The sequence below is a fragment of the Clostridium neonatale genome, from assembly GCF_900465025.1.
GTDB lineage: Bacteria > Bacillota > Clostridia > Clostridiales > Clostridiaceae > Clostridium > Clostridium neonatale.
In genome coordinates this window covers 893,036-914,320 of the sequence record NZ_UICR01000002.1, presented here as the reverse complement: position 1 = coordinate 914,320, position 21,285 = coordinate 893,036, and the positions used below count along the sequence as shown (strand labels likewise).

Sequence of the window (21,285 nt, the reverse complement as noted above, 5' to 3'; positions counted from 1 at the left end):
ACACTAAGTGTCCCAAAATAATAAAACCACATGATAAATTTAAACACTGAGTACCATGAAATTGTTTTTATAGAGTAAAGAATATTAACAGGTCATTGAATAAATATATTTTTTTAAAATAAAAGAAGTCATTTTTAAGAAATATAATAATTTCACAAAGGCCCTAAATATGACACATAAAGAAGGATACAATGATCATTATATAGTTAAATTATAAAAGAAAATAAAGTGTCCAAAAAAAAGTTGGCACAATAATTGCTTTAGTATAAAAGTAACAATTAAGATATTAGAGGAGTGAATGATATGTTTAAAGTTGTAGAAAATAATATTCTTTCTTGGTCATTTGATGATAGGATGCTTTTAGTGATTCCTTGGGGAAAGAATAGTGTTCGTATAAGAGAAACAAAAGAAGAGAATTTTATAGAAAATAATTGGGCATTAACAGAAGAAATTAAAAATCAATTCTCAGAAAGTAAGATTTTAATAGATGAGAAGAAAGCTGTTTTAGTAAATGGAAAGATAAAAGTAGAAGTAACAGAGTATGGAAAGCTTGTTTTTTATAATGAAGATAATAAAATTCTTTTAGAGGAATATTGGAGAGTGCGTAGACGTAAAAAACAAAAGAATCCTAATGATGAATTATTCGTTGATGAAAACATGATTAATGAATATGTAAGCGCACTTAAATTAGAAGGCCGTGAGTTAAAACCGGTTACAAATGGAGACTATAAATTAACTGTTAGATTTGAATCTAATGCTGATGAAAAAATATTTGGTATGGGACAATATCAACAAAATGATTTAAACATGAAAAATTGTATTTTAGAATTAGCACAAAGAAATTCTCAAGTGTCTATTCCATTTTATGTATCTAATAATGGATACGGTTTTCTTTGGAATAATCCAGGAATAGGAAAAGTAACATTTGCCAAAAACCTAACAGAGTGGATTGCTTATGATACTAAGGAAGTTGATTTTTGGATTTGTGCAGAAAAAACTCCAAGGGAAATTGTTGAGAGATATGCAGAAGTTACAGGTAAACCACCAATGATGCCAGAATATGCAATGGGATTATGGCAAAGTAAATTAAGATATCAAACTCAAGAAGAAATTTTAGAAGTAGCAAGAGAATATAAGAAAAGAAATATTCCTTTATCAGTAATCGTAGCGGACTATTTCCACTGGCCAACTCAAGGTGATTTTAGATTTGATAATGATTATTGGCCAGATCCAGCAAAGATGGTTGAAGAACTTAAGGCAATGGGCGTTGAACTTATGGTATCAGTTTGGCCTACTATTGACAAGAAGAGTGAAAACTATGATGAAATGCTAGAAAAAGGTTTATTAGTAAGAAGTGATAAAGGTGCTAGAATAGCAATGGAATTCTTAGGAAATACAATTTTCTTTGATGCTACTAACCCTGATTCACGTAAATATGTATGGGATAAAGCTAAGAAAAATTATTATGATAATGGAATAAGAATTTTTTGGTTAGATGAAGCAGAACCTGAATATTCTCCATATGACTTTGATTTATATCGTTATAAAATAGGAAGAAATGTTCAAGTGGGAAATATATATCCAAAAATGTTTTCTAAAACATTCTATGATGGTATGAAAGAATGCGGACAAGAAAATATAATTAACTTAGTAAGATGTGCTTGGGCTGGAAGCCAAAAATATGGTGCTTTAGTGTGGTCAGGAGATATTGATTCAAGTTTTAGATCTTTAAGATTTCAATATCAATGTGGATTAAGTATGGGATTAGCAGGAATTCCATGGTGGACAACAGATATTGGTGGATTCCATGGTGGACATATTGAAAATGAAGATTTTAGAGAATGCTTAATTAGATGGTTTCAATATGCTACATTTAGTCCAGTATTAAGGATGCATGGCGATAGAGAACCTCATACAAAACCATTAGGAACAAGTGGTGGAGGATTATGTAAGAGTGGAGCTCCTAATGAGGTATGGTCATATGGTGAAAAAGCTCAAGAGATTATGACAAAATATATTAAAATTAGAGAGAATCTTAAACCATATATAACAAAAGTAATGGAGGAGGCACACAATTATGGAATACCTCCAATGAGAACAATGTTCTTTGAATATCCAGATGATGAAAAAGCATGGAGTGTAGAAGATCAACATATGTTTGGATCTGAAATATTAGTAGCTCCTGTGCTAGATGCTGGCGTAAAGGAAAGAGAAGTTTATCTTCCAAAGGGAGCTGATTGGGTTCTATCTTCAACAGGAGAAACATATAAAGGTGGACAAACTATCAAAGTATCTACACCAATCGAATACATTCCAATATTTACAAAAGTTGGTTTTGATTTAGATATATAAAATATTCAATAATTACAAATTTATAGAAAGGAGGTTCTATATGAAAAAAATATTAATTGCAACACATGGAAATTTAGCATCAGGAGCTAAAAGCACATTGGAATTTTTAGTGGGAAATATAGTTGATATAACTTGTATTGATGCATATGTTGATCCAGATGAAAATCTAATAGATATTTTAGAAAATTATTTTTCAAAAATTGATGCTGATGATGAAGTAATAGTATTTACGGATATAAAAGGTGGTAGTGTAAATCAAAAGATTATTCAATATATAATGAAACCTAATATATTTTTAATTACAGGATTTAATCTTCCAATATTATTAGAATTAGCTATAATGGATAAAAAGATAACGGTAGAAAATTTGGAAGAAATGATTGACATTTGTAAAAACCAATTAGAGCTTATAAAAATAGATATGAAGAGAGAGTCAGATGATGATTTTCTAGAATAGAAATAGTGTAAAGTTTCATATGAAAAATAGAGTTAGTTAAAATATGAAGTGAGGGATGAAAAATGATAAAAGCATTAAGAGTAGATGAAAGATTAATTCACGGACAAGTGGCAATGGCATGGACAAGAGATTTAGGAGTTCAAGGCATAGTAGTTGCTAATGATGAAGCTTCAGTAAATGAAATGCAAAAAATGACATTAAAAATGGCAGTTCCAGAAGGGATTAAATGTATTATAAAATCAGTTCAAGAATCAATTAATTTGTTAAATAATCCTAAAGCAGCAAACATGAAAATATTAGTTTTAACAAAAACAGTAAAGGACGCATTAACATTATATAAACAAGTAGAAGGTATAGAATATGTAAATATAGGAAATGCAGGGCGTTTTACAAGTGGAGATGGGACTGAAAGAACTATACTTTGCAGATCTGTAAGCTTAACAAATGAAGAATTAGAATGCTTGAAAGAGTTGGTAGAATTAGCACCAGATACTGCAATGCAAATGGTGCCTTCAGATGAAAAGAAACTAGTATCAGAAGCATTAAAATAGTAAAAGTATTTAAATATTTGCTAATTATGTTTATTGATAATATTAAGGAATCAATGTTTTTGGGGACTCTCAAAAACACTTGAACTCCTTATTAATAATAAGAGTGTAAAATTTTCAATTAATAAAATAGAAATGGGGGAAATATATGTTATTAGAAAGTTCATTACTAGTGCAAGCAATAGTTGTGGCACTATTAGTAGTATTTGCATCTGGTGTAAGAGATTTGATTGGATTTACAATGTTAGATCGTCCGATATTTATATGTCCAATTGTAGGTTGGTTATTTGGAGATATTCAACAAGGGTTATTAATAGGCGTATCTCTTGAAGCAGTATTCATGGGAGTTGTAAACGTTGGCGGAGCATCATCTGCTGAGTGTGGTATTGCAAGTGTTGTTGGAACTGCGTTTGCAATGAAGATAGGCGGCGGTACAGAAGTTGCACTTCCATTAGCACTTCCTATAGGATTACTTGGACTTCAAGTAAAAAATTTATTGTTTATTTTTCTTGTTGGTTGGTTTGTTCCTATATTTGATAAATATGCAGAACAAGGAGAAGATAAAAAGATTACAAAGCTTCATTATGGATTATGGTGTGCTCAATGGGGATTATATGCATTAATTCCATTCTTCGCAATTTTAGTTGGATCAGAGGCTGTTGAAAAGTTTGTAAATCTTATTCCTAGTGTTATTATGAATGGATTAACTGTATGTGGTAACTTGCTACCAGCAGTTGGTATGGCTATGTTATTAAAATTATTATGGAGTAAGAAAATTTGTGTATATTTCTTCTTAGGATTTGTTTTGGTTGCATACTTAAAATTACCATTAATTGCATTAGCAGCTTTAGGTGCAATTGTTGCAATAATAGTAGGACAAAGAGATTTAGATATTAACGAATTATCAAGATTAAAAGCAGCAGTATCTACTGGTGGATCAGTAGGATTAGATGAGGAAGAGGAGGATTTTTTCAATGAGTAAACTTACTAATGTTTCAAAAGAAGAAAAGAAAATGTTACGTTCTGTATACTTAAGGTCTTTTACCTTATTTGCTTCTGTAACACCAGCAAAAATGGGTGCTTCTGGATTCTGTTATTCTATGCTACCATTTATAAATCATTTTTATAAAGATGATCCAGAAGGAAAAAAGAAAGCACTTGTTAGACATATGTCGTATTTTAATACAACAGTACCATTTTCCAGCTTTGTTATGGGGTTATGTGGTGCTATGGAAAAGGAAAACTGTGAGAAAAAAGACTTTAATTCAGAATCAATAAATTCAATTAAAACTAGCTTAATGGGACCATTAGCTGGTATTGGAGATTCAATTTTCTGGGGAGTATGGCGTGTTATTTGTGCTGGTATTGCAATAAGTATGGCTCAAGCAGGAAATGTTTTAGCCCCATTAGTATTCTTCTTACTATTTAATATACCAACAAATATTATTCGTTATTATGGTGGTTTTCTTGGATATACATTAGGATCTAGTTATATTGAAAAATTATATTCAAGTGGTTTAATTAATATTTTAACAAAAGCAGCTAACATTCTTGGATTAATAATGGTTGGTGGAATGACTAGCAGTATGGTAACATTCAATTCAATAGTAAAGATGACAGTTCAAGGAAAAGAAGTATTTTCACTTCAAAATATGTTAGATCAAATATTTATAGGAATAGTACCATTAGGATTAACTCTACTATGCTTCTACTTATTGACAAAGAAAAAAGTAAGTATTAACGTATTAATAATAGGTGTTATTATATTGGGTATTGCACTTTCAGTTTTGGGAATTGCTTAATAATTCTTGATGAAAAGGAGAATTAAAATGAATAAATGGTGGAAAAATTCAGTTGTTTATCAGATTTATCCAAAGAGTTTTCAAGATACTAATGGTGATGGCATTGGTGATCTGAATGGAGTTATTAAAAGATTAGATTATTTAAAGGAACTTGGAATTGATGTTATTTGGTTAAGTCCGGTTTATGAGTCTCCGCAAGATGATAATGGTTATGATATTAGTGATTATAAGCGTATATATAGTAAATTTGGAACAAATGAAGATATGGATGCATTAATTAGAGAAGCACATAAAAGATCAATAAAAATTGTTATGGATTTAGTTGCTAATCATACATCAGATGAACACCATTGGTTTGAAGAAAGTAAAAAATCTAAAAATAATCCATATAGTGACTATTACTTCTGGCTAGATCCAAAAGAAGATGGAAGTGAACCAAACAATTGGGGATCAAGTTTTTGTGGAAGTGCATGGGAATATTGTGAGGAAAGAGGACAATATTACTTACATTTCTATAGTAAAAAACAACCAGATTTAAATTGGGAAAATCCAAAAGTAAGAAAAGAAATATATGATTTAATAAAATACTGGATGGATAAAGGTGTAGATGGATGGAGAATGGATGTTATTGCATCCATCTCAAAATATACGGACTTTCCAGATTATGAGGCAGAAGAAGGAAAAAAATATATAACAGGTTTTATGCATACAAATGGTCCAAGACTTCATGAGTATATTCATGAAATGAATAAAGAGGTATTATCACATTATGATGGGATGACAGTAGGGGAGGCACCAGGCTCTACATCTGAAATTGCAAAATTATTTACAGATCCTAAAAGAGAAGAACTGGATATGATTTTTACTTTTGAGCACATGAATGTTGATAGAGTACCAGGATCTGTAAATCGTAAATGGGAATTAAGGCATATGCATTTGCCAGAATTAAAAAAAATTATGGCAGATTGGCAAGAAACATTAAGAGATAATGGCTGGAATGCACTGTACTTTGAAAATCATGATAGACCAAGGGTTATTTCTAGATGGGGAAATGATACAACATATCGTGTAGAATGTGCTAAGGCTTATGCAACAGTTCTTCATGGAATGCAAGGAACTCCATATATTTACCAGGGAGAAGAAATTGGCATGGTAAATTGTCAGTATGAAATAGAAGAGTATGATGATATTGAAATAAGAAATGCATATGAAGAATTAGTAGTAAACAATAAATCAATCACTGAAGATGCATTCAAAAATGCTGTTTGGAAAGTTGGAAGAGATAATGCAAGGACTCCAATGCAATGGGATGATAGCAAGAATGCAGGATTCACAATGGGACAACCTTGGCTTAAAGTTAATCCGCGATATAAAGAAATAAATGCAAAAAAAGCACTAGAAGATAAAAACTCTATTTTTTACTATTATAAGAAGTTAATTAGACTTCGTCATGAAGAAGAAATATTAACAGAAGGAACATTTAAATTACTGTTAGAAGAAGATAAAAATATTTTTGCATATGAGCGAAAATGGAAAGAAAAAGAGTGGCTTATAGTTGCAAATTTATCAGAAAATAATATATCATTAGAGGCACTTAAACCTTATTTATATAATAATTCCAAAACTATGATAAGTAATTATGATAATATATGTGTAGATAATCAATTAAAAGCATTTGAAGCATTTATTATTGAAAAAACTAAATGATTATTTTAATTATTTAGATATTATAAAATTACAGGATTTTAGGAGGTATTTCTCATGCAGGCCAAGGATAAAATATATATAAGTTTAAAAGATTTATGTGATAAAAGAGGACATGTTACAGCAGCAGAGCTTGCAACAGAAGTAAATTTAAGCCGCCAAGTGGTAAGCCATTATTTAAATCGTTTATTAGAATCTAGACAAGTTGAGAAAACAAATTCACGCCCTGTATATTGGAAGGTAGTGGGAGGTAAAGACGGAAATGAAATAAAAAATATTTCTGTAGATGATGTTAAATTAGAAGAAGTACAGGTATATGATGATATATTTATGAAAATGACTGGTGCAAACGGCAGCCAAAAAAAAGTCGTCGAGCAGTGTAAGGCAGCAGTAAATTATCCGCCTAATGGACTACCAATTCTAATTACTGGACAAAGTGGTGTAGGAAAAAGCTTTATGGCTAGACTTATTTATGAGTATGCAGTAAATCAAAATGTTATTGATGAGAATGCACCATTTGTAGTTTTAAATTGTGCAGACTATGCTAACAATCCAGAATTGCTTTCAGCTACACTTTTAGGATATAAAAAAGGTAGTTTTACAGGAGCAAATTCTGATAAAGAAGGCTTGTTAAAAGAGGCAGATGGAGGCTATATATTTTTAGATGAAATTCATAGATTATCTTATGAAAATCAAGAAAAATTATTTCTGTTTATGGATACTGGGAAATACCGCCCTATAGGTGATAATGGATGGAAAACTTCAAAAGTACGTTTTGTATTTGCAACAACAGAAAATCCAGAAGAAGTACTTTTAGAAACATTTAGAAGAAGAATAACATTGCAGGTATCTCTTAGCTCAGTTTTAGAAAGACCTCTTGCTGAGCGAATTGAAATGATTAATCTATTCTATTATAAAGAAGCTAAAAAAATAAATAAAGATATTTATATAGAAGCAGATGTTATGATGAAACTCTGCTTTCTAAAAAGTAAGGGGAATATTGGAGAAATATCAAATTTAATTCAAATGAGTTGTGCTAATGCTTATTCTAAGCAGATGAAAAATGAGTATCTTAAAATAACTATTGATGAGATGCCAAGAAATATTTATGAACAATCAGTTAGTAAATTTGAAGAATTAACTCCAGTTTTGATACATTATAACAGCAAACCTTCTCAATTAGAAGGCATAAACATAGAAAAAAAGAGAAAAGAAGTTATTGAATTTCTCGAAAGAATTTTAAAAATCCCTGTTCAAAAAATGGATCTTTCTAAAACAGAATATTTTTTAGAATTTAAACATATTGTACATAATATAAAAAAGATAGAGCAAGAATTTATTATAAACGATAGCACTCTAATAAAAGAAATTCATACTAAGGTTTGTCATGAACTAATGAAACGCTATGGAGTACCTGAAAATGAAAAACTTATATATGATATGTATCTAATGCTTAAATTATTTATGGATAATGGAACCATTGATTTAAATCATGAGGAGTTTATTAATTTTTTTGATAATGTTATGCCAAAATCAACGTATATTGCTGAAAAATTTCAAATTAGATTAGGTGATTTAGGTATCTCTATAGATAAATGTATTATATATATATATGCACTTTTCTTATCAGAATATATCAAAGAAGATGTTGATTTTCATGGGTTAATTGTAGCACATGGAAACTCTACTGCAAGTAGCATTCAATGTGTAGCTAACAAAATGTGTAATACATACGTTTTTGAATCAATAGATATGCCTATGGAAACTTCTAGTGTAGAAGTAATTGAAAAAGTAAAACAATATCTTGAACATGTTAATACAAGCAAAGGTGTAGTTATTCTTGTGGATATGGGTTCATTGAATCAGATGTATTCCTCTATAAAAAATAATTTGTCGGGAGATTTATTGATAATAAATAATGTAACAACATCAATAGCTTTAGATGTAGGATTAAAGATGGTAAATAATAAACCATTTAGAGATATTGTAGAAACAGCAAAGACAAGTTATACTACTAATATTCAATATTTTGAGGGAATTGCAAAAGGTAGAAATATTATAATTTCATGTATGTCAGGCGTTGGTATCGCAGATAAGCTAAAAGATATTATAGCTAAGGTTATTAATGAGGATACGATGGATTTATTAACAATGGAGTATAAAAAATTAAAATCTTTATTAGATGAAAATAATGAAGAATATTTTAATAAGACAAAATTAATCTTAACAACTTCTAATCTTTCAGAAGGGATTACAGTACCATGGATAAATATATATGACTTAATGGGAGGAAGTGGAGAACAGCATTTGAAGAGGATTTTAAAAGATGTTGTCAGTCCTGAAAAGTTTGAATCATTAAAACTGGAATTTATAAAATTCTTTTCTATGGAGGGAATTGTTAGTAGATTACAATTCTTAAACCCTAACATTATTATAAATGAAGTTGAGGATATAATTTTAAAATATGAACAAAAATACAATGTGGAGTTGTTTGGAAGTATAAAACTTAATTTATATATGCATATTGCATGTATGATTGAAAGGCTTATGACATCAGATGAAGATGGAGAAGATATTGTAGAAGAATTATCAGAAGACGAGAAAGAGTTTTATAGTATATCAAAAGAAATATTTAATTCAACTGAAAAAAAATACCATATCTCCTTAAATCAATATGAATTATCATTATTGTATGAATTATTTCATAGAGTAATATAATAAAAGTTTAATAAATTCTGCATGTTATGCTAGTTAATAAAAAACACTTCACAATAGGTGAAAAATTTGCAGCCTCGCTATAGATATTAAATTTATAGTGAGGCTTAATTTTATGAAAAATACTAAATTATGATTTTATAGTAAAAAACTTGACTTATATATAGTATGTAATAATATACAGAAAGCTAAAAAATACAAGCATTATGTTATCTTTATAAAGAATAATTGAATAGAAAAGAAGTACGTCTATTTCTTATAAATAATAAAAATGAGATTATAAGGAAAAGAGATGTACAAAATAGCTGAGTATAATTTCTTCTTAAATTGGAAAGACTTAAAAAATGTATAAGAAAAGAATCGTATGTATTTTTTTAGAAAATTTAAGGAGAGATTATTAATGAAAGAATTGAAATTAAATAAAAGAAATGAAGAAACCGGACATAATGCAAGAAGACTAAGAAGAAATGGAGTAATTCCAGGTATTGTTTATGGAAAGAAATTAGGAAGTTTAATGTTTGAAATAGGTCAAATGGAACTTTTAAGAGATTTAAGTGATGCTGGAGAACATGGAGTAGTAAACTTTAATTTAGATGGTTATAGTGGAACTGCTGTAATAAAAGAAGTACAAAAAGATGCAGTTAATCATAATGTAATTCATGTAGATTTAGAAGAAATTGATAATAATCATACAATTGAATCTGAAGTTCCAATAATCTTTAAAGGAAAAGATTTCTTAAATGAAAAAGGTGTTGTATTACAAACTCAAAAAGATACTGTTAAAGTATCTTGTATGCCAGAAGATTTACCAAAATCAATAGAGTTTGACATTAAAAATGCTCAAATAGGAAGCGTATTTAAATTAAGTGATATCGAAGTCGGTAGTGAAATATCTATTGTAGATGACTTAAATACAGTGTTAGCTTCAATATCTGGAAAACAATTCATGATAGAGCCAGAAGATGATGTAGAGAAAAAGTAGAATATAATAAAAAGTAAAATTTATATATAATATCTATATGAAATTTAGATAAAAAATTTTGAATATCTTTTAAACTTATAGGCAAAATCAAAGATTAATTTATAAAATATTACTAAAAGCTGTCGAAGTTTTTGTCAAAAGATCAGAAGTTGCTATTCAAAAAACTATAAAACTATTTTTTATTATATTCAAATATTGTATAATAAATAATGAGATAAATGGGGAGGGACGATTAAAATGAATTACAAAGAAAAATATAATATTTGGTTAAATTCAGACATAATAAATGAAGAGACAAAAAATGAATTAAGAAGTATAACTGATGAAAAGGATATAGAGGATAGATTCTATCAAGATTTAGATTTTGGTACAGGTGGATTAAGAGGCGTAATCGGAGCTGGTAGTAATAGAATGAACGTATATACTGTAGCTCAAGCAACTCAAGGATTTGCTGATTATTTAAATAAAAGCTTTGATAAGCCAAGTGTAGCCATTGCTTATGATTCAAGAAATATGTCTAAAGAATTTGCTAAATCTGCTGCACTTACTTTATGTGCAAATAATATAAAGGTTTATTTATATGAAAGTTTAAGACCAACTCCAGTACTATCATTTGCTGTTAGAGAATTAAAATGTACTGGTGGTATAGTAATAACTGCATCACATAATCCAAAGATTTACAATGGATATAAGGTATATGATGAGTTCGGTGGACAAGTAACTGATGAAAAAGCTAACATAATAATTCAATGTGTTAAGGCTGTAGACGATTTTTCTAAGATTAAAAGTATAGAAGAAAGTGAAGCTTTAGAAAAGAATCTTTTAGAATATGTTGGAGAAACATTAGATAAGGTTTACTATGAAAAAGTTGAAGCTTTAACAATAAGAAAAGATTTAGTTAAAGAAAGCGCTAAAGAACTAAAAGTTATTTATACTCCTATCCATGGTTCAGGAAATGTTCCAGTTAGAGCGGTATTAAAAGATCTTGGATATAATGTTGATGTTGTTAAAGAACAAGAAGCTCCAGATGGAAACTTCCCAACGGCTTCATATCCAAATCCAGAAAATCCAGATGTATTTAAGCTTGCATTAAAAATGGCAGAAACAGAAGCACCAGACTTGATCTTTGGAACAGACCCAGATTGTGATAGAATTGGTCTTGTTGTTAAAGAAGCTAGTGGAGAATACAAAGTATTAACAGGAAACCAAACTGGTTTACTTTTAACTCATTATGTATTAAGCTCTCTTAAAGAAACAGGAAAATTACCTAAAAATGGTGTTGTTATTAAAACAATAGTTACAACAGAAGGTGCTAGAAAGATTGCAGAAGACTTCGGTGTTGAATTAATGGATGTATTAACAGGATTCAAGTATATCGGAGAAAAAATCAGAGAATTTGAAGATGCAGGAGATAAGAGTTATCTTTTCGGGTTTGAAGAAAGTTATGGATACTTAGCAGGTACTTTTGTACGTGATAAGGATGCTGTAATTGCTTCAATGCTTGCATGTGAAATGGCATTATATTATAAGAAACAAGGCAAGAGCCTTTATGATGCATTAATAGAATTATACGAAAAATATGGATTCTTTAAGGAAAATTTAGTATCTATTGAATTAAAAGGTAAAGAAGGCCAAGAAAAGATAGGAACTTGCATAGAAGCATTAAGAACTGAAAAATTAAATGCAGTTGGAGATGTTAAAGTAGCAACTAGATTAGATTATAAATTAAGCATTGAAGAAGATGTTAAGGGTGGATCTGAAAAGACTATTAACTTACCAAAATCAAATGTATTAAAATATATTTTAGAAGATGATTCATATTTTGTAGTAAGACCATCAGGAACTGAACCAAAAATGAAGATTTACTTAGCTATAAAAGGTAGCAGCTTAGAAGATGCAGAAACACAAATAGCTAACTTTAAAGAAAAAGTAATGGAAATAATAAATGAAAAATTAAACTAGAATATAAATAAAAAAATTGCTATCATCATTATAGGTGATAGCAATTTTTTATTCTTTAGAAAATTATATTTATGGACAATCTGTGGCGAGGTGACCCTTGAGGGTATAAGTTATTTTAAAAAATATTGCAATAGACTAATGCATAGTTCCTAAAGAATAAAAAATAAATTATATGGCCTGGCCTTTTCGCAAGCTTGCTCAGAAAATCCAGAGTGCACTGAAAAAAATCGACGGCTTAAAGGATTACGTCTTATAAAAGCTATTGTATTTTATAGAAGACTATATCATAGTCGCCTTGGCGATTTTTTTATTATCTATAATTTATATATTTAGAGTTTAGGTTATAATTACTATAGTAGATGATTTTATTAAGAATCACAGTAAATTTTACAAATACAAATAATGAAGTATAATAAAGTAATGATTACATATTTACTAAAATGTAGTCTTATAAATTTCTAAATATTAATATGAGGTGCTAAGATGAATTATAAAACTATGTATAAAGATAAATTAAGTAAAATGCTGTTTTTAGAAATAAATAAGGAAGCATTTTTTAAAAGCATTAATATACCAGATGATATAAAATTAAAAAATGATGATTTATATATCCCTATAAGTGGTGAGTATGTTGCAAACAATGCGACTGATGAAATAAAAATACATAATTTACCTATATACTATTTTATAGAAGGTATGTTTATGGCATTTGGAGCAGATAAAAATCTTAGATTTAATGATGATTATGGCTGTATTTTATCTTACATTGATGATAGTGAACAATGCATAAAAAGTATAATTGCAGATAAAGTAAAAAAGAATGAATTAGAGGATGCTTATATTTTATCAAAAGGATTATATAGATATACTAATGAACAGGAAGTTATGGAAGCAGTACTCTCAATTGGTGAAGCTATAAGAGAAGAAAATAAAGGCTTTTCAGAATTGTTATTAGAAGACATTGAAGAATGCAAGGAAAAATTCGATCATAATCCTAAGCCATATCTGTACTCAGCATTAATCTGCAGAGATGATGGTGACTACAAAAAGGCACAAGTTGAAATAAATGAATATGTAAATAAGGGCGGAGAAAAAACAAATGAAATAGAAATCGTAATGAATGACATTAATAATATAGGAAACTATGAAAAGGCAATAGAGATAGTAAATGACGAACCAGAAAAAGCTATTAGCTTATTGCTGCCTCTTCAAGAACAATTTGAAAAAAATCCATTAATATATTATTACTTAGCTGTAGCATATAGAAAATTAGAAAATTATGATAAAGCAATTTACTACTTAATGGAGAGTTTAGAAATTGAATCAGGTATTCTTGAAGTGGTTAATGAATTAGGATTAAATTATGCATGTATTCATAACTATGAAGAAGCTGTTAAGTATTTTAAGAAAGCATTTGAAGCATCAAATGAAGTGGGTATTTGCACAAATATTGTTATGTGTTATATTAATTTAGGGGATAAAGAACAAGCTAGGGAATATCTAGAAAAAGCTAAAAAGATAGATTTATCTGATGAAATAGTTATTGAATTAGATCAAATGTTAAATAGAGCAGTTAAGTAAATAGATATAATAATTAAATTGAGGGTGTTGTATAAACTAGAATTTGTAGGCAATTAACAATTGACAATGCTCAATGATCAATTAAGGAAAAAAAGCTTACAGCTTTTTAATTATAGATATTGCATAGTTATGGCTCATGCCATAACATCCGCTTTGAGCGGATTATATTTGCTCTGGCAAATATAGATGCAATATTTAATTTTAAGAAAAACTGAAAGTTTTTCATCCTTCATTGAAAATTGATCATTGATAACTGAGAATTGCTCGTCAAATTCCAATTTGTAATGTAAATACAAAAAAATATGAATTATTAAGTGCAGCAGCCCCAATTTAAATATAAATGGTTGTATTCATAAAAGGAGATTGTATGTTTACAAAAATACTAGATTTTAAAGTTTTTAATGAAGATAAAAATAGTCTCATGAAATATATAGAAAAGTATGAAAAAATAAATATAGTATCTGGAAACCCAGAAATATTGTTGAATGGTATGAAGAATAGTAAGCTGAAAGAAAGCTTTAATGCAGAAACTTCATTAATAATTCCAGATGGAATAGGGACAGTACTTGCATCTAAAATAGTTAAAGATCCAGTAAAAGAGAAAATAGCAGGAATAGATGTTGTTAAAGAAATTCTTATGAAGGCAGATAAAGAGAAAAAGAGTATATATCTTTTAGGTGCTGAGGAAGAAGTTCTTGTAAAGTGCATAGAAAATATAAAAAAACAGCATCCAAGTTTAAATATAGCAGGTTCACATAATGGTTTTTTTGACCTTAACAATTGTAAAGATATAATTGAAGATATTAAATCTAAAGATATATATGCAATATTTGTAGCAATGGGTTCACCAAGGCAGGAAATATTTATAGATAAAATACTACATGATTCAAATATTAAAATATTCATGGGTGTAGGTGGAGTATTTGACGTTTTTGCTGGAAAGGTAAAGAGGGCCCCTAAATGGATGATATCACTAGGTTTAGAATGGTTATATAGAACAATAAAGGAGCCATTTAGAATTAAAAGATTGGGAGCTATCCCTAAGTTTTTAATACAAGTAGTTAAAAATAGAAAGAAATGCAATTGATAAGTGATTATTGATATTGAATAGTTATAAATATGGAAATTACTATAAGAAAATCTATGATATTTTTAGTATAATTTATATTAGATGGATATGGTAAAATAACTGTCAACTATCAATTGTCAACTGTCAACCAAATTCAAGGTGTGTTATGAAAAAAGAAAGCAGTTTAATAAAATCGACATTTATAATAATGCTAGTTTCCTTAATAAGCAGGGTAATTGGTTTTTTACGTGATATACTTATTGCAAAAGATTTTGGCGGAGGAATGTACACTGATGCTTATAATATAGCAGTTTCAATACCAGAAACTATATTTACATTGGTAGGTCTTTCAATATCTACTGCATTTTTACCAATGCTTAGCAAAGTACGCGCAGAAAAGGGGCAAGAAGAGATGTATAACTTTGCTAATAAGGTTATAAACATACTCTTTGCTATATCGATTGTCTTCTTTATTGCAAGCAGCATATTTTCAGAAGAAATTGTGGGATGGCTAGGAAAAGGAAGCCAGGGAAGTGGGCTATCACCAGAAGGTATGGCTTTAGCAATTAAATTAACGCGAATAACTTTACTTAACTTATTGTTTTTGTCTGTGAATGCATGCTTTACTGCAATGCTTCAAGTTAATGAAGACTTTGTGATTCCGTCTATACTTGGATTATTTTTTAATTTACCAATGATATTATATTTAATATTATTTAAAAACAGTGATATTGTAGGATTGACTATTGCTAATGTTATAGGTAATTTCTGCAGAGTCTTAGTTCAAGTTCCTTCACTTTGGACTCATAATTATAAATATAAGTTCATTATTGATTTTAAAGATAAGAGATTAAAAACTATGCTTTTTATAATACTTCCTGTAATAGTTGGTGCAGGCGCAAATTCATTAAATATGATGGTTGATATAAAAGTAGGTGCTTCTTTAAAAGAAGGATCAATATCAGCACTTAATTTTGCTCAAAAGCTTATAGTATTTATAAATAATACAATAACAGTAGCAATATCAAGTGTTTCATATCCAATGATGGCTAATCTTATAAATTCAAATGATAGATCTGGGTTTATAAACATATTAAAAAAATCTGTAATATATCTAGCAATATTGTTAATTCCAATAACAGTTGGCGTTATGATATTTTCAAAAACAATTGTAAGTCTTGTATATGAAAGAGGATTATTTGATGAGCGAGCAGTTACTCTTACTACATTAGCACTATTTGGTTATAGTTTTGGAATATTCTTCACTGGCATGAGAGATATTTTAAATTCTACACTTTTTTCTATGGGAAAAACAAAGATAACTGCTATGAATGGTGTTATAGGTGTTTTTATAAATGTTACTCTTAGCATAACTTTATCAAAATTAATAGGAATAACAGGAATAGCATTAGCATCTGGAATAGCTATGATGGTTACATCAATATTATTATTTATAAGTATTATGAAGAGTGAGCGAAAATTTAATGTAGGAGATATAATTAAAAAGATAGGGCTTATAGTAGTTAACTCATTAATTATGGGTATAGTTATTGTAGTATTTCTTATGTTAATAGGAGACAGTATAAACTTTACACAGAATAAAATGATAAATTCCAGTATAACTTTATTAACTGGAACAATTATTGGAATGATAGTATACTTTAGTTTAAGTTATATATTTAAAATAGAAGAATTTATTGAAATGAAAGATATATTACTTAAGAGGTTTAATAAATAAGCAGTTAGATTAGGAGGCTTTATGAAATTATTATTTATAGCATGTTATTCACCATTAATAAATAATTCTGCAGCTATTGAAACATTGCAGTATTTAAATAAGTTAAGTGATATTGATGGAAATGAAATACATCTTTTAACAGTGAATTTTCCCAAAAACTCAGTTTATTATGATGAGACACTTTTATCAATGATGAATAAAAAAATAAGACTTCATGCGGTTAAAGGCGGCGCTATATTTAATAAATTAATGCCTAAAAAATCAGCTAATTCTCACAATTTTTCTAATAATAAAAGCTCAGGAAATATAAAAAAAATACTAAGAAAGATAAAAAATGCAGTGGTTATACCAGATATGTATTATGGATGGGCAAAGAATGCTTCAAAATATGGGATAAAGCTTATAGAAGATGAAAAGATTGATGTAATATTTTCTATGCATGAACCACCATCTTCACATCTTTGTGCTTATTATATAAAGAAGCAATATAAAGATATACCATGGATAACATATTGGAGTGATCCTTGGCTTAAAGATTCGACACGTGAAAAGAGCTTTATATTAAAGAAACTTATAGAAAAGAATATGGAGAAAAATATAATAAGCTGTGCAGATAAATTTATATTTGTTACAGAAGATAATAGAAGCGAATATTTAAAGGATTATAAAAAATTAAATAAAGATAACACTTTTATATTAAATAGAGGGTTTGATTCAAAATTATATGATGATTTAAGCAAAGAAGAGCCACCTAGATTTATAGATAAGAATAAGATTAATATTATTTATACTGGAGAAATATTCTCAAAGCTTAGAGATATTAGGCCTTTTATAGAAGCAATTGAGAACATAAAAAAAGACGATTATTCAAAATATAGAAAATTGAATATACTATTCTTTGGAAATATAGATGATGTTGAAGGACGAAAGAAATTAGAAAAGCTAGATGTAGCAAAAGTTTCACCAAGAATTCCTTTTAATGAAGCTCTTAAATACATGTTAAATGGTGATATATTGCTTTTGTTTGGAAATAAAAATTCAAAGCAGATTCCAGCTAAAATATATGATTATTTTGGAGCAAATGGGAGAATATTTGTTATATATGGTGATAAAAATGATCCTATAGGAAGGATTACTAAAGATAATGATAAATGTATATGTTCATATAATTCTAGTGAAGATATTAAAAATAATATTTATAATATGATTGAAATGTATGAACATAATAACTTATGTTCTGGTCCGGATTATAATTATGAATGGAATTCAATAGTTGGTAGGTTAAATAAAATATTATGGGGACGTGATTAAATGCATATAATGGTCATTCCGTCTTGGTATTCAAGTAAGGCAAATAAGGTTCATGGAAGCTTTTTTAAAGAACAGTTTAAAGCACTTCAAAATGATGGAGAAAAAATAAGTGTGGCTTATAATGAAATATGGCCAATAACTAAATTTGGAAAGATTAAAGAAAAGAGAAAAATCGATTTCCAAGTAGAAGATAATTTAAGAACTTATAGATATAAAGATTATAATTATTTTCCTAAAAATCCAATGATGTTTAGAAGTTTTAATAAAAGAATTGATAAACTTTATAAAGAGATTGTGAAAAAGGAAGGGAAGGTTGATATAATACATGCTCATTCATGTTTTTGGGGTGGCATAGCAGCAGCATATATAAGTAAAAAGTATAACATACCATTAGTTATAACAGAACACTCATCATTAAAATATGCGAAATATGCTAAGGATTCATATAAGCAATATATATTTGATGCTTATAAAGAAGCAGATATATTAATATCTGTAGGAACAGGATTAAAAAAAGAAATAAGTGAATATGTAGATAGAGATATTATGGTTATACCGAATATGGTTGATTTAAATTTATTTTATATAGATAATAACAAAAATAAAAAATTCACTTTCTTTTCATGTGCATTTCTTGAAGAAGGCAAAGGAATGGGAGATTTAATAAAAGCTTTTTCTATGGCTTTTAAAGGTCAAGATGTTATTTTAAATATTGGAGGAGATGGATCTACTAAAAATTCCTTAGAAGAACTGGCTAAAGAGATTAATATAGATGAGCAGGTAAACTTTCTGGGGGCTTTATCAAGAGAGCAGGTTTCAGAAGAAATGAGAAAGTGTGACGCATTTGCACTTCCATCAGAACATGAAACATTTGGAGTGGTTTATATAGAAGCATTAGCTTGTGGAAAGCCTGTGATTGGAGCCAATAATGGTGGAGCTGAAGATATAATAGAAGAGTATAATGGAATAATAGCTAATAAAAATGATGTGGACAGTATAAAAGATGCACTTATAGAAATAAAAGAAAATTATAATATATATAATAAGAATTTAATTAGAAAAAAAGTAGTTGATAAGTATTCAGAAGAAGTATTAGTTGAATGCATAAAAGGAGTGTATAAAGAGGCTTATGAAAGACACCATTGAGAAGATATTTGGATATATAGAAAAGAGCAAATTTTATTTTAAATTATTTTATTTATTTGTAAGTTTAACATTTGTAACTGCATTAAAAACAATACCTGGAATACATATACTAAGCAAAATTGCTCTTCTTTGGGGAGTAATTATAATATTTTATATGGTTTTTAGTGGGTATAAGAAAAGAAAGATATATGGTTTTGATATATCATTAGGTGCATTCTTAATTTTGACATTAATTTTGACATTGATTTTTTATAGAACTGGAGAAAATCTAGTAATATGGCTCGTTAACAGTATACTTTTTATAAGTATTTATACAATAGATATTTTTAAAAGTAAAAAAGAATTAATAAAAGAAATGGAAATCATAACTTATTTTTATACTATATTTATGGCAGTAGCTTCTATAATATCTTTGCTTATGAGAATTTTTAATCAAAATATAGAGGTTGGAGAACTTTTATTTTCCGGAAGCAGAGGCGGATTATTTGAAAATGAAAATGCAATTTCAATAGCAGCAGCAATAGCAATAGCAATGTGTTTATATATTAATTATTCAACAAAAATAAATAAGATAAAATTATATTGTCTTGGAAATATTGCATTGCAGTTAATAACTATGATGGTGTTTAGAGGTCGTAGTGCCATATTAATAGTTATCGCAATGATTTATACAGCAGCTTTCATATATTTTAAAAATAAATATATTAGAATAAGTATGATAGTTCTGCCAATACTATTTATGATAGCTTCAGTTATAATAATTGTAGGTACAGACTGGAATTATACTGCAATAAGATTGTATACAAGTGGAAGAAGTAATCTTTGGAGAACTGCATGGGCAGTAATTAAGTGGTATCCCTTTATTGGAGTAGGAAAGACTGCATTAGTTGAGAATATGATGGAAGCAAGAATAACGTGGGATCTTCCAGGGCTTGAATATGGTGGACTTCATAATATATACTTTCAAATCATAACTGTAAATGGAGTAATATCATTGATTTTATTTTTAGCATTTTTATGTGGCATGCTAATATTTGTATTAAAACGTGTGGATAATCTAAAAAGAAAAGAAAGATTAAGAATGACAGTGTTGGTATCAATGCTGGTTGGTATTCTAGCCGCTAATCTTTTTGAAAGTACACTTATATATATAGTAAGTTTTATATCTATGATATTCTGGATTTACTTAGGATATGTAATTTCAATATTGGATAATAGGAATTTTAAATAATTTGGGGGTATGTAAATGACTAAATTTTGTGATGAAAAAATAAAAGAATTTTTGGAGGAATTAGGATCAGATATGCCATCTCCAGGAGGAGGAGCTGTTGCAGGGTTGGCTTCCGCCATATCTGGAGCATTAAACTCTATGGTTTACTCATTAACTGTAGACAAAAAGGCTTATTTAGCATTAGATGAAAAAGAACAGTTAATGATAAGGGAAGTTGAAGAAAAATCAAAGGAATTTACAAATAGAAGTTTAGAGCTTATGGAAGCTGACAGAGAAAATTTTATGAAATTAATGGACTGTTATAAACTTCCTAAAGAAACTGAAGAAGATAAGAAAAGTAGATCTAAGGCAATTAAATATAATACAATAAAAGCAATGGAAGCTCCATTAATACTTGCACGAGAAAGCTTGAGCTTTTATGATAATTTAGATGTTATGGCTAAGTACGGAAATAAAATGCTTTTATCAGATTTAAGTATTGCTGCAATTTTACTCCACTGTGCAATAGAAAGTTCTGTAGTTAATGTTAAGGTTAACTTAAATTCTTTAAGAAATGAGGAGTTTTTTGAAGAAGTTGATAAAGAGATAAGAAGCATAATGGAAAAATCAGAAAAGAAGAAAAAAGAAATTTATGATTATGTTGATTCGGTAATATATAAATAATAAAATAAGCACTACTAATTTTAG

16 protein-coding genes are annotated in these 21,285 nt (G+C 28.5%); all 16 read left to right on the top strand.

Translation table 11 applies throughout. The features are described from left to right. Positions 1-303 precede the first annotated feature (303 nt). The 16 genes from CNEONATNEC86_RS15765 (at position 304) to CNEONATNEC86_RS15690 (ending at position 21,261) form a co-directional block, all read left to right on the top strand. A complete protein-coding gene (locus tag CNEONATNEC86_RS15765; RefSeq protein WP_159136358.1) occupies positions 304-2,352 on the top strand; it encodes a glycoside hydrolase family 31 protein in 2,049 nt (682 codons plus the stop codon). 40 nt (positions 2,353-2,392) lie between these two features. After that, positions 2,393-2,809 (top strand): PTS sugar transporter subunit IIA, encoded by a 417-nt coding sequence (locus CNEONATNEC86_RS15760; protein WP_159116659.1) that lies wholly within the window; start codon positions 2,393-2,395, stop codon positions 2,807-2,809. 62 nt (positions 2,810-2,871) lie between these two features. Continuing rightward, entirely contained in the window at positions 2,872-3,360 is a 489-nt protein-coding gene (locus CNEONATNEC86_RS15755; RefSeq protein ID WP_125148176.1) for a PTS sugar transporter subunit IIB, read from the top strand. A 145-nt stretch (positions 3,361-3,505) separates the two neighbouring features. Next, a complete protein-coding gene (locus tag CNEONATNEC86_RS15750) occupies positions 3,506-4,339 on the top strand; it encodes a PTS mannose/fructose/sorbose/N-acetylgalactosamine transporter subunit IIC (RefSeq protein WP_159136357.1) in 834 nt (277 codons plus the stop codon). Continuing rightward, a complete protein-coding gene (locus tag CNEONATNEC86_RS15745) occupies positions 4,332-5,159 on the top strand; it encodes a PTS system mannose/fructose/sorbose family transporter subunit IID (protein ID WP_125148178.1) in 828 nt (275 codons plus the stop codon). The genes CNEONATNEC86_RS15750 and CNEONATNEC86_RS15745 overlap by 8 nt, the downstream gene beginning before the upstream one ends. Positions 5,160-5,186: 27 nt before the next feature. Then, on the top strand, positions 5,187-6,866 hold the full coding sequence (locus tag CNEONATNEC86_RS15740) for a glycoside hydrolase family 13 protein (RefSeq protein ID WP_159136356.1): 1,680 nt from the start codon (positions 5,187-5,189) through the stop codon (positions 6,864-6,866). A 54-nt stretch (positions 6,867-6,920) separates the two neighbouring features. Next, a complete protein-coding gene (locus CNEONATNEC86_RS15735; protein ID WP_159136355.1) occupies positions 6,921-9,581 on the top strand; it encodes a sigma 54-interacting transcriptional regulator in 2,661 nt (886 codons plus the stop codon). Positions 9,582-9,978: 397 nt separating this feature from the next. After that, positions 9,979-10,560 carry a 50S ribosomal protein L25 gene (locus tag CNEONATNEC86_RS15730; RefSeq protein ID WP_159116655.1) on the top strand — a complete coding sequence of 194 codons (582 nt, stop codon included), beginning with the start codon at positions 9,979-9,981 and terminating at the stop codon, positions 10,558-10,560. Between the two features lie 237 nt (positions 10,561-10,797). Beyond that, the gene (locus CNEONATNEC86_RS15725) at positions 10,798-12,522 is read left to right on the top strand and encodes a phospho-sugar mutase (protein ID WP_159136354.1); all 1,725 of its coding nucleotides are present in this window, start codon (positions 10,798-10,800) and stop codon (positions 12,520-12,522) included. Positions 12,523-13,005: 483 nt separating this feature from the next. Then, positions 13,006-14,103 (top strand): tetratricopeptide repeat protein, encoded by a 1,098-nt coding sequence (locus tag CNEONATNEC86_RS15720; protein WP_159136353.1) that lies wholly within the window; start codon positions 13,006-13,008, stop codon positions 14,101-14,103. 367 nt (positions 14,104-14,470) lie between these two features. Next, positions 14,471-15,190 carry a WecB/TagA/CpsF family glycosyltransferase gene (locus tag CNEONATNEC86_RS15715; RefSeq protein WP_125148184.1) on the top strand — a complete coding sequence of 240 codons (720 nt, stop codon included), beginning with the start codon at positions 14,471-14,473 and terminating at the stop codon, positions 15,188-15,190. Positions 15,191-15,338: 148 nt separating this feature from the next. Beyond that, positions 15,339-16,910 carry a murein biosynthesis integral membrane protein MurJ gene (murJ, locus tag CNEONATNEC86_RS15710; protein WP_125148185.1) on the top strand — a complete coding sequence of 524 codons (1,572 nt, stop codon included), beginning with the start codon at positions 15,339-15,341 and terminating at the stop codon, positions 16,908-16,910. Positions 16,911-16,931: 21 nt separating this feature from the next. Further along, positions 16,932-18,221: a glycosyltransferase family protein gene (locus CNEONATNEC86_RS15705; protein ID WP_125148186.1), complete on the top strand. Its 1,290-nt coding sequence runs from the start codon at positions 16,932-16,934 to the stop codon at positions 18,219-18,221. Next, on the top strand, positions 18,222-19,367 hold the full coding sequence (locus tag CNEONATNEC86_RS15700) for a glycosyltransferase (RefSeq protein ID WP_159136352.1): 1,146 nt from the start codon (positions 18,222-18,224) through the stop codon (positions 19,365-19,367). Further along, a complete protein-coding gene (locus tag CNEONATNEC86_RS15695) occupies positions 19,351-20,598 on the top strand; it encodes an O-antigen ligase family protein (protein ID WP_159136351.1) in 1,248 nt (415 codons plus the stop codon). Before CNEONATNEC86_RS15700 ends, CNEONATNEC86_RS15695 begins: the two co-directional genes overlap by 17 nt. 15 nt (positions 20,599-20,613) lie before the next feature. Continuing rightward, complete coding sequence (locus tag CNEONATNEC86_RS15690) at positions 20,614-21,261, top strand: cyclodeaminase/cyclohydrolase family protein (RefSeq protein WP_125148189.1); 648 nt, start codon at positions 20,614-20,616, stop codon at positions 21,259-21,261. The last annotated feature ends 24 nt before the right edge of the window (positions 21,262-21,285 follow it).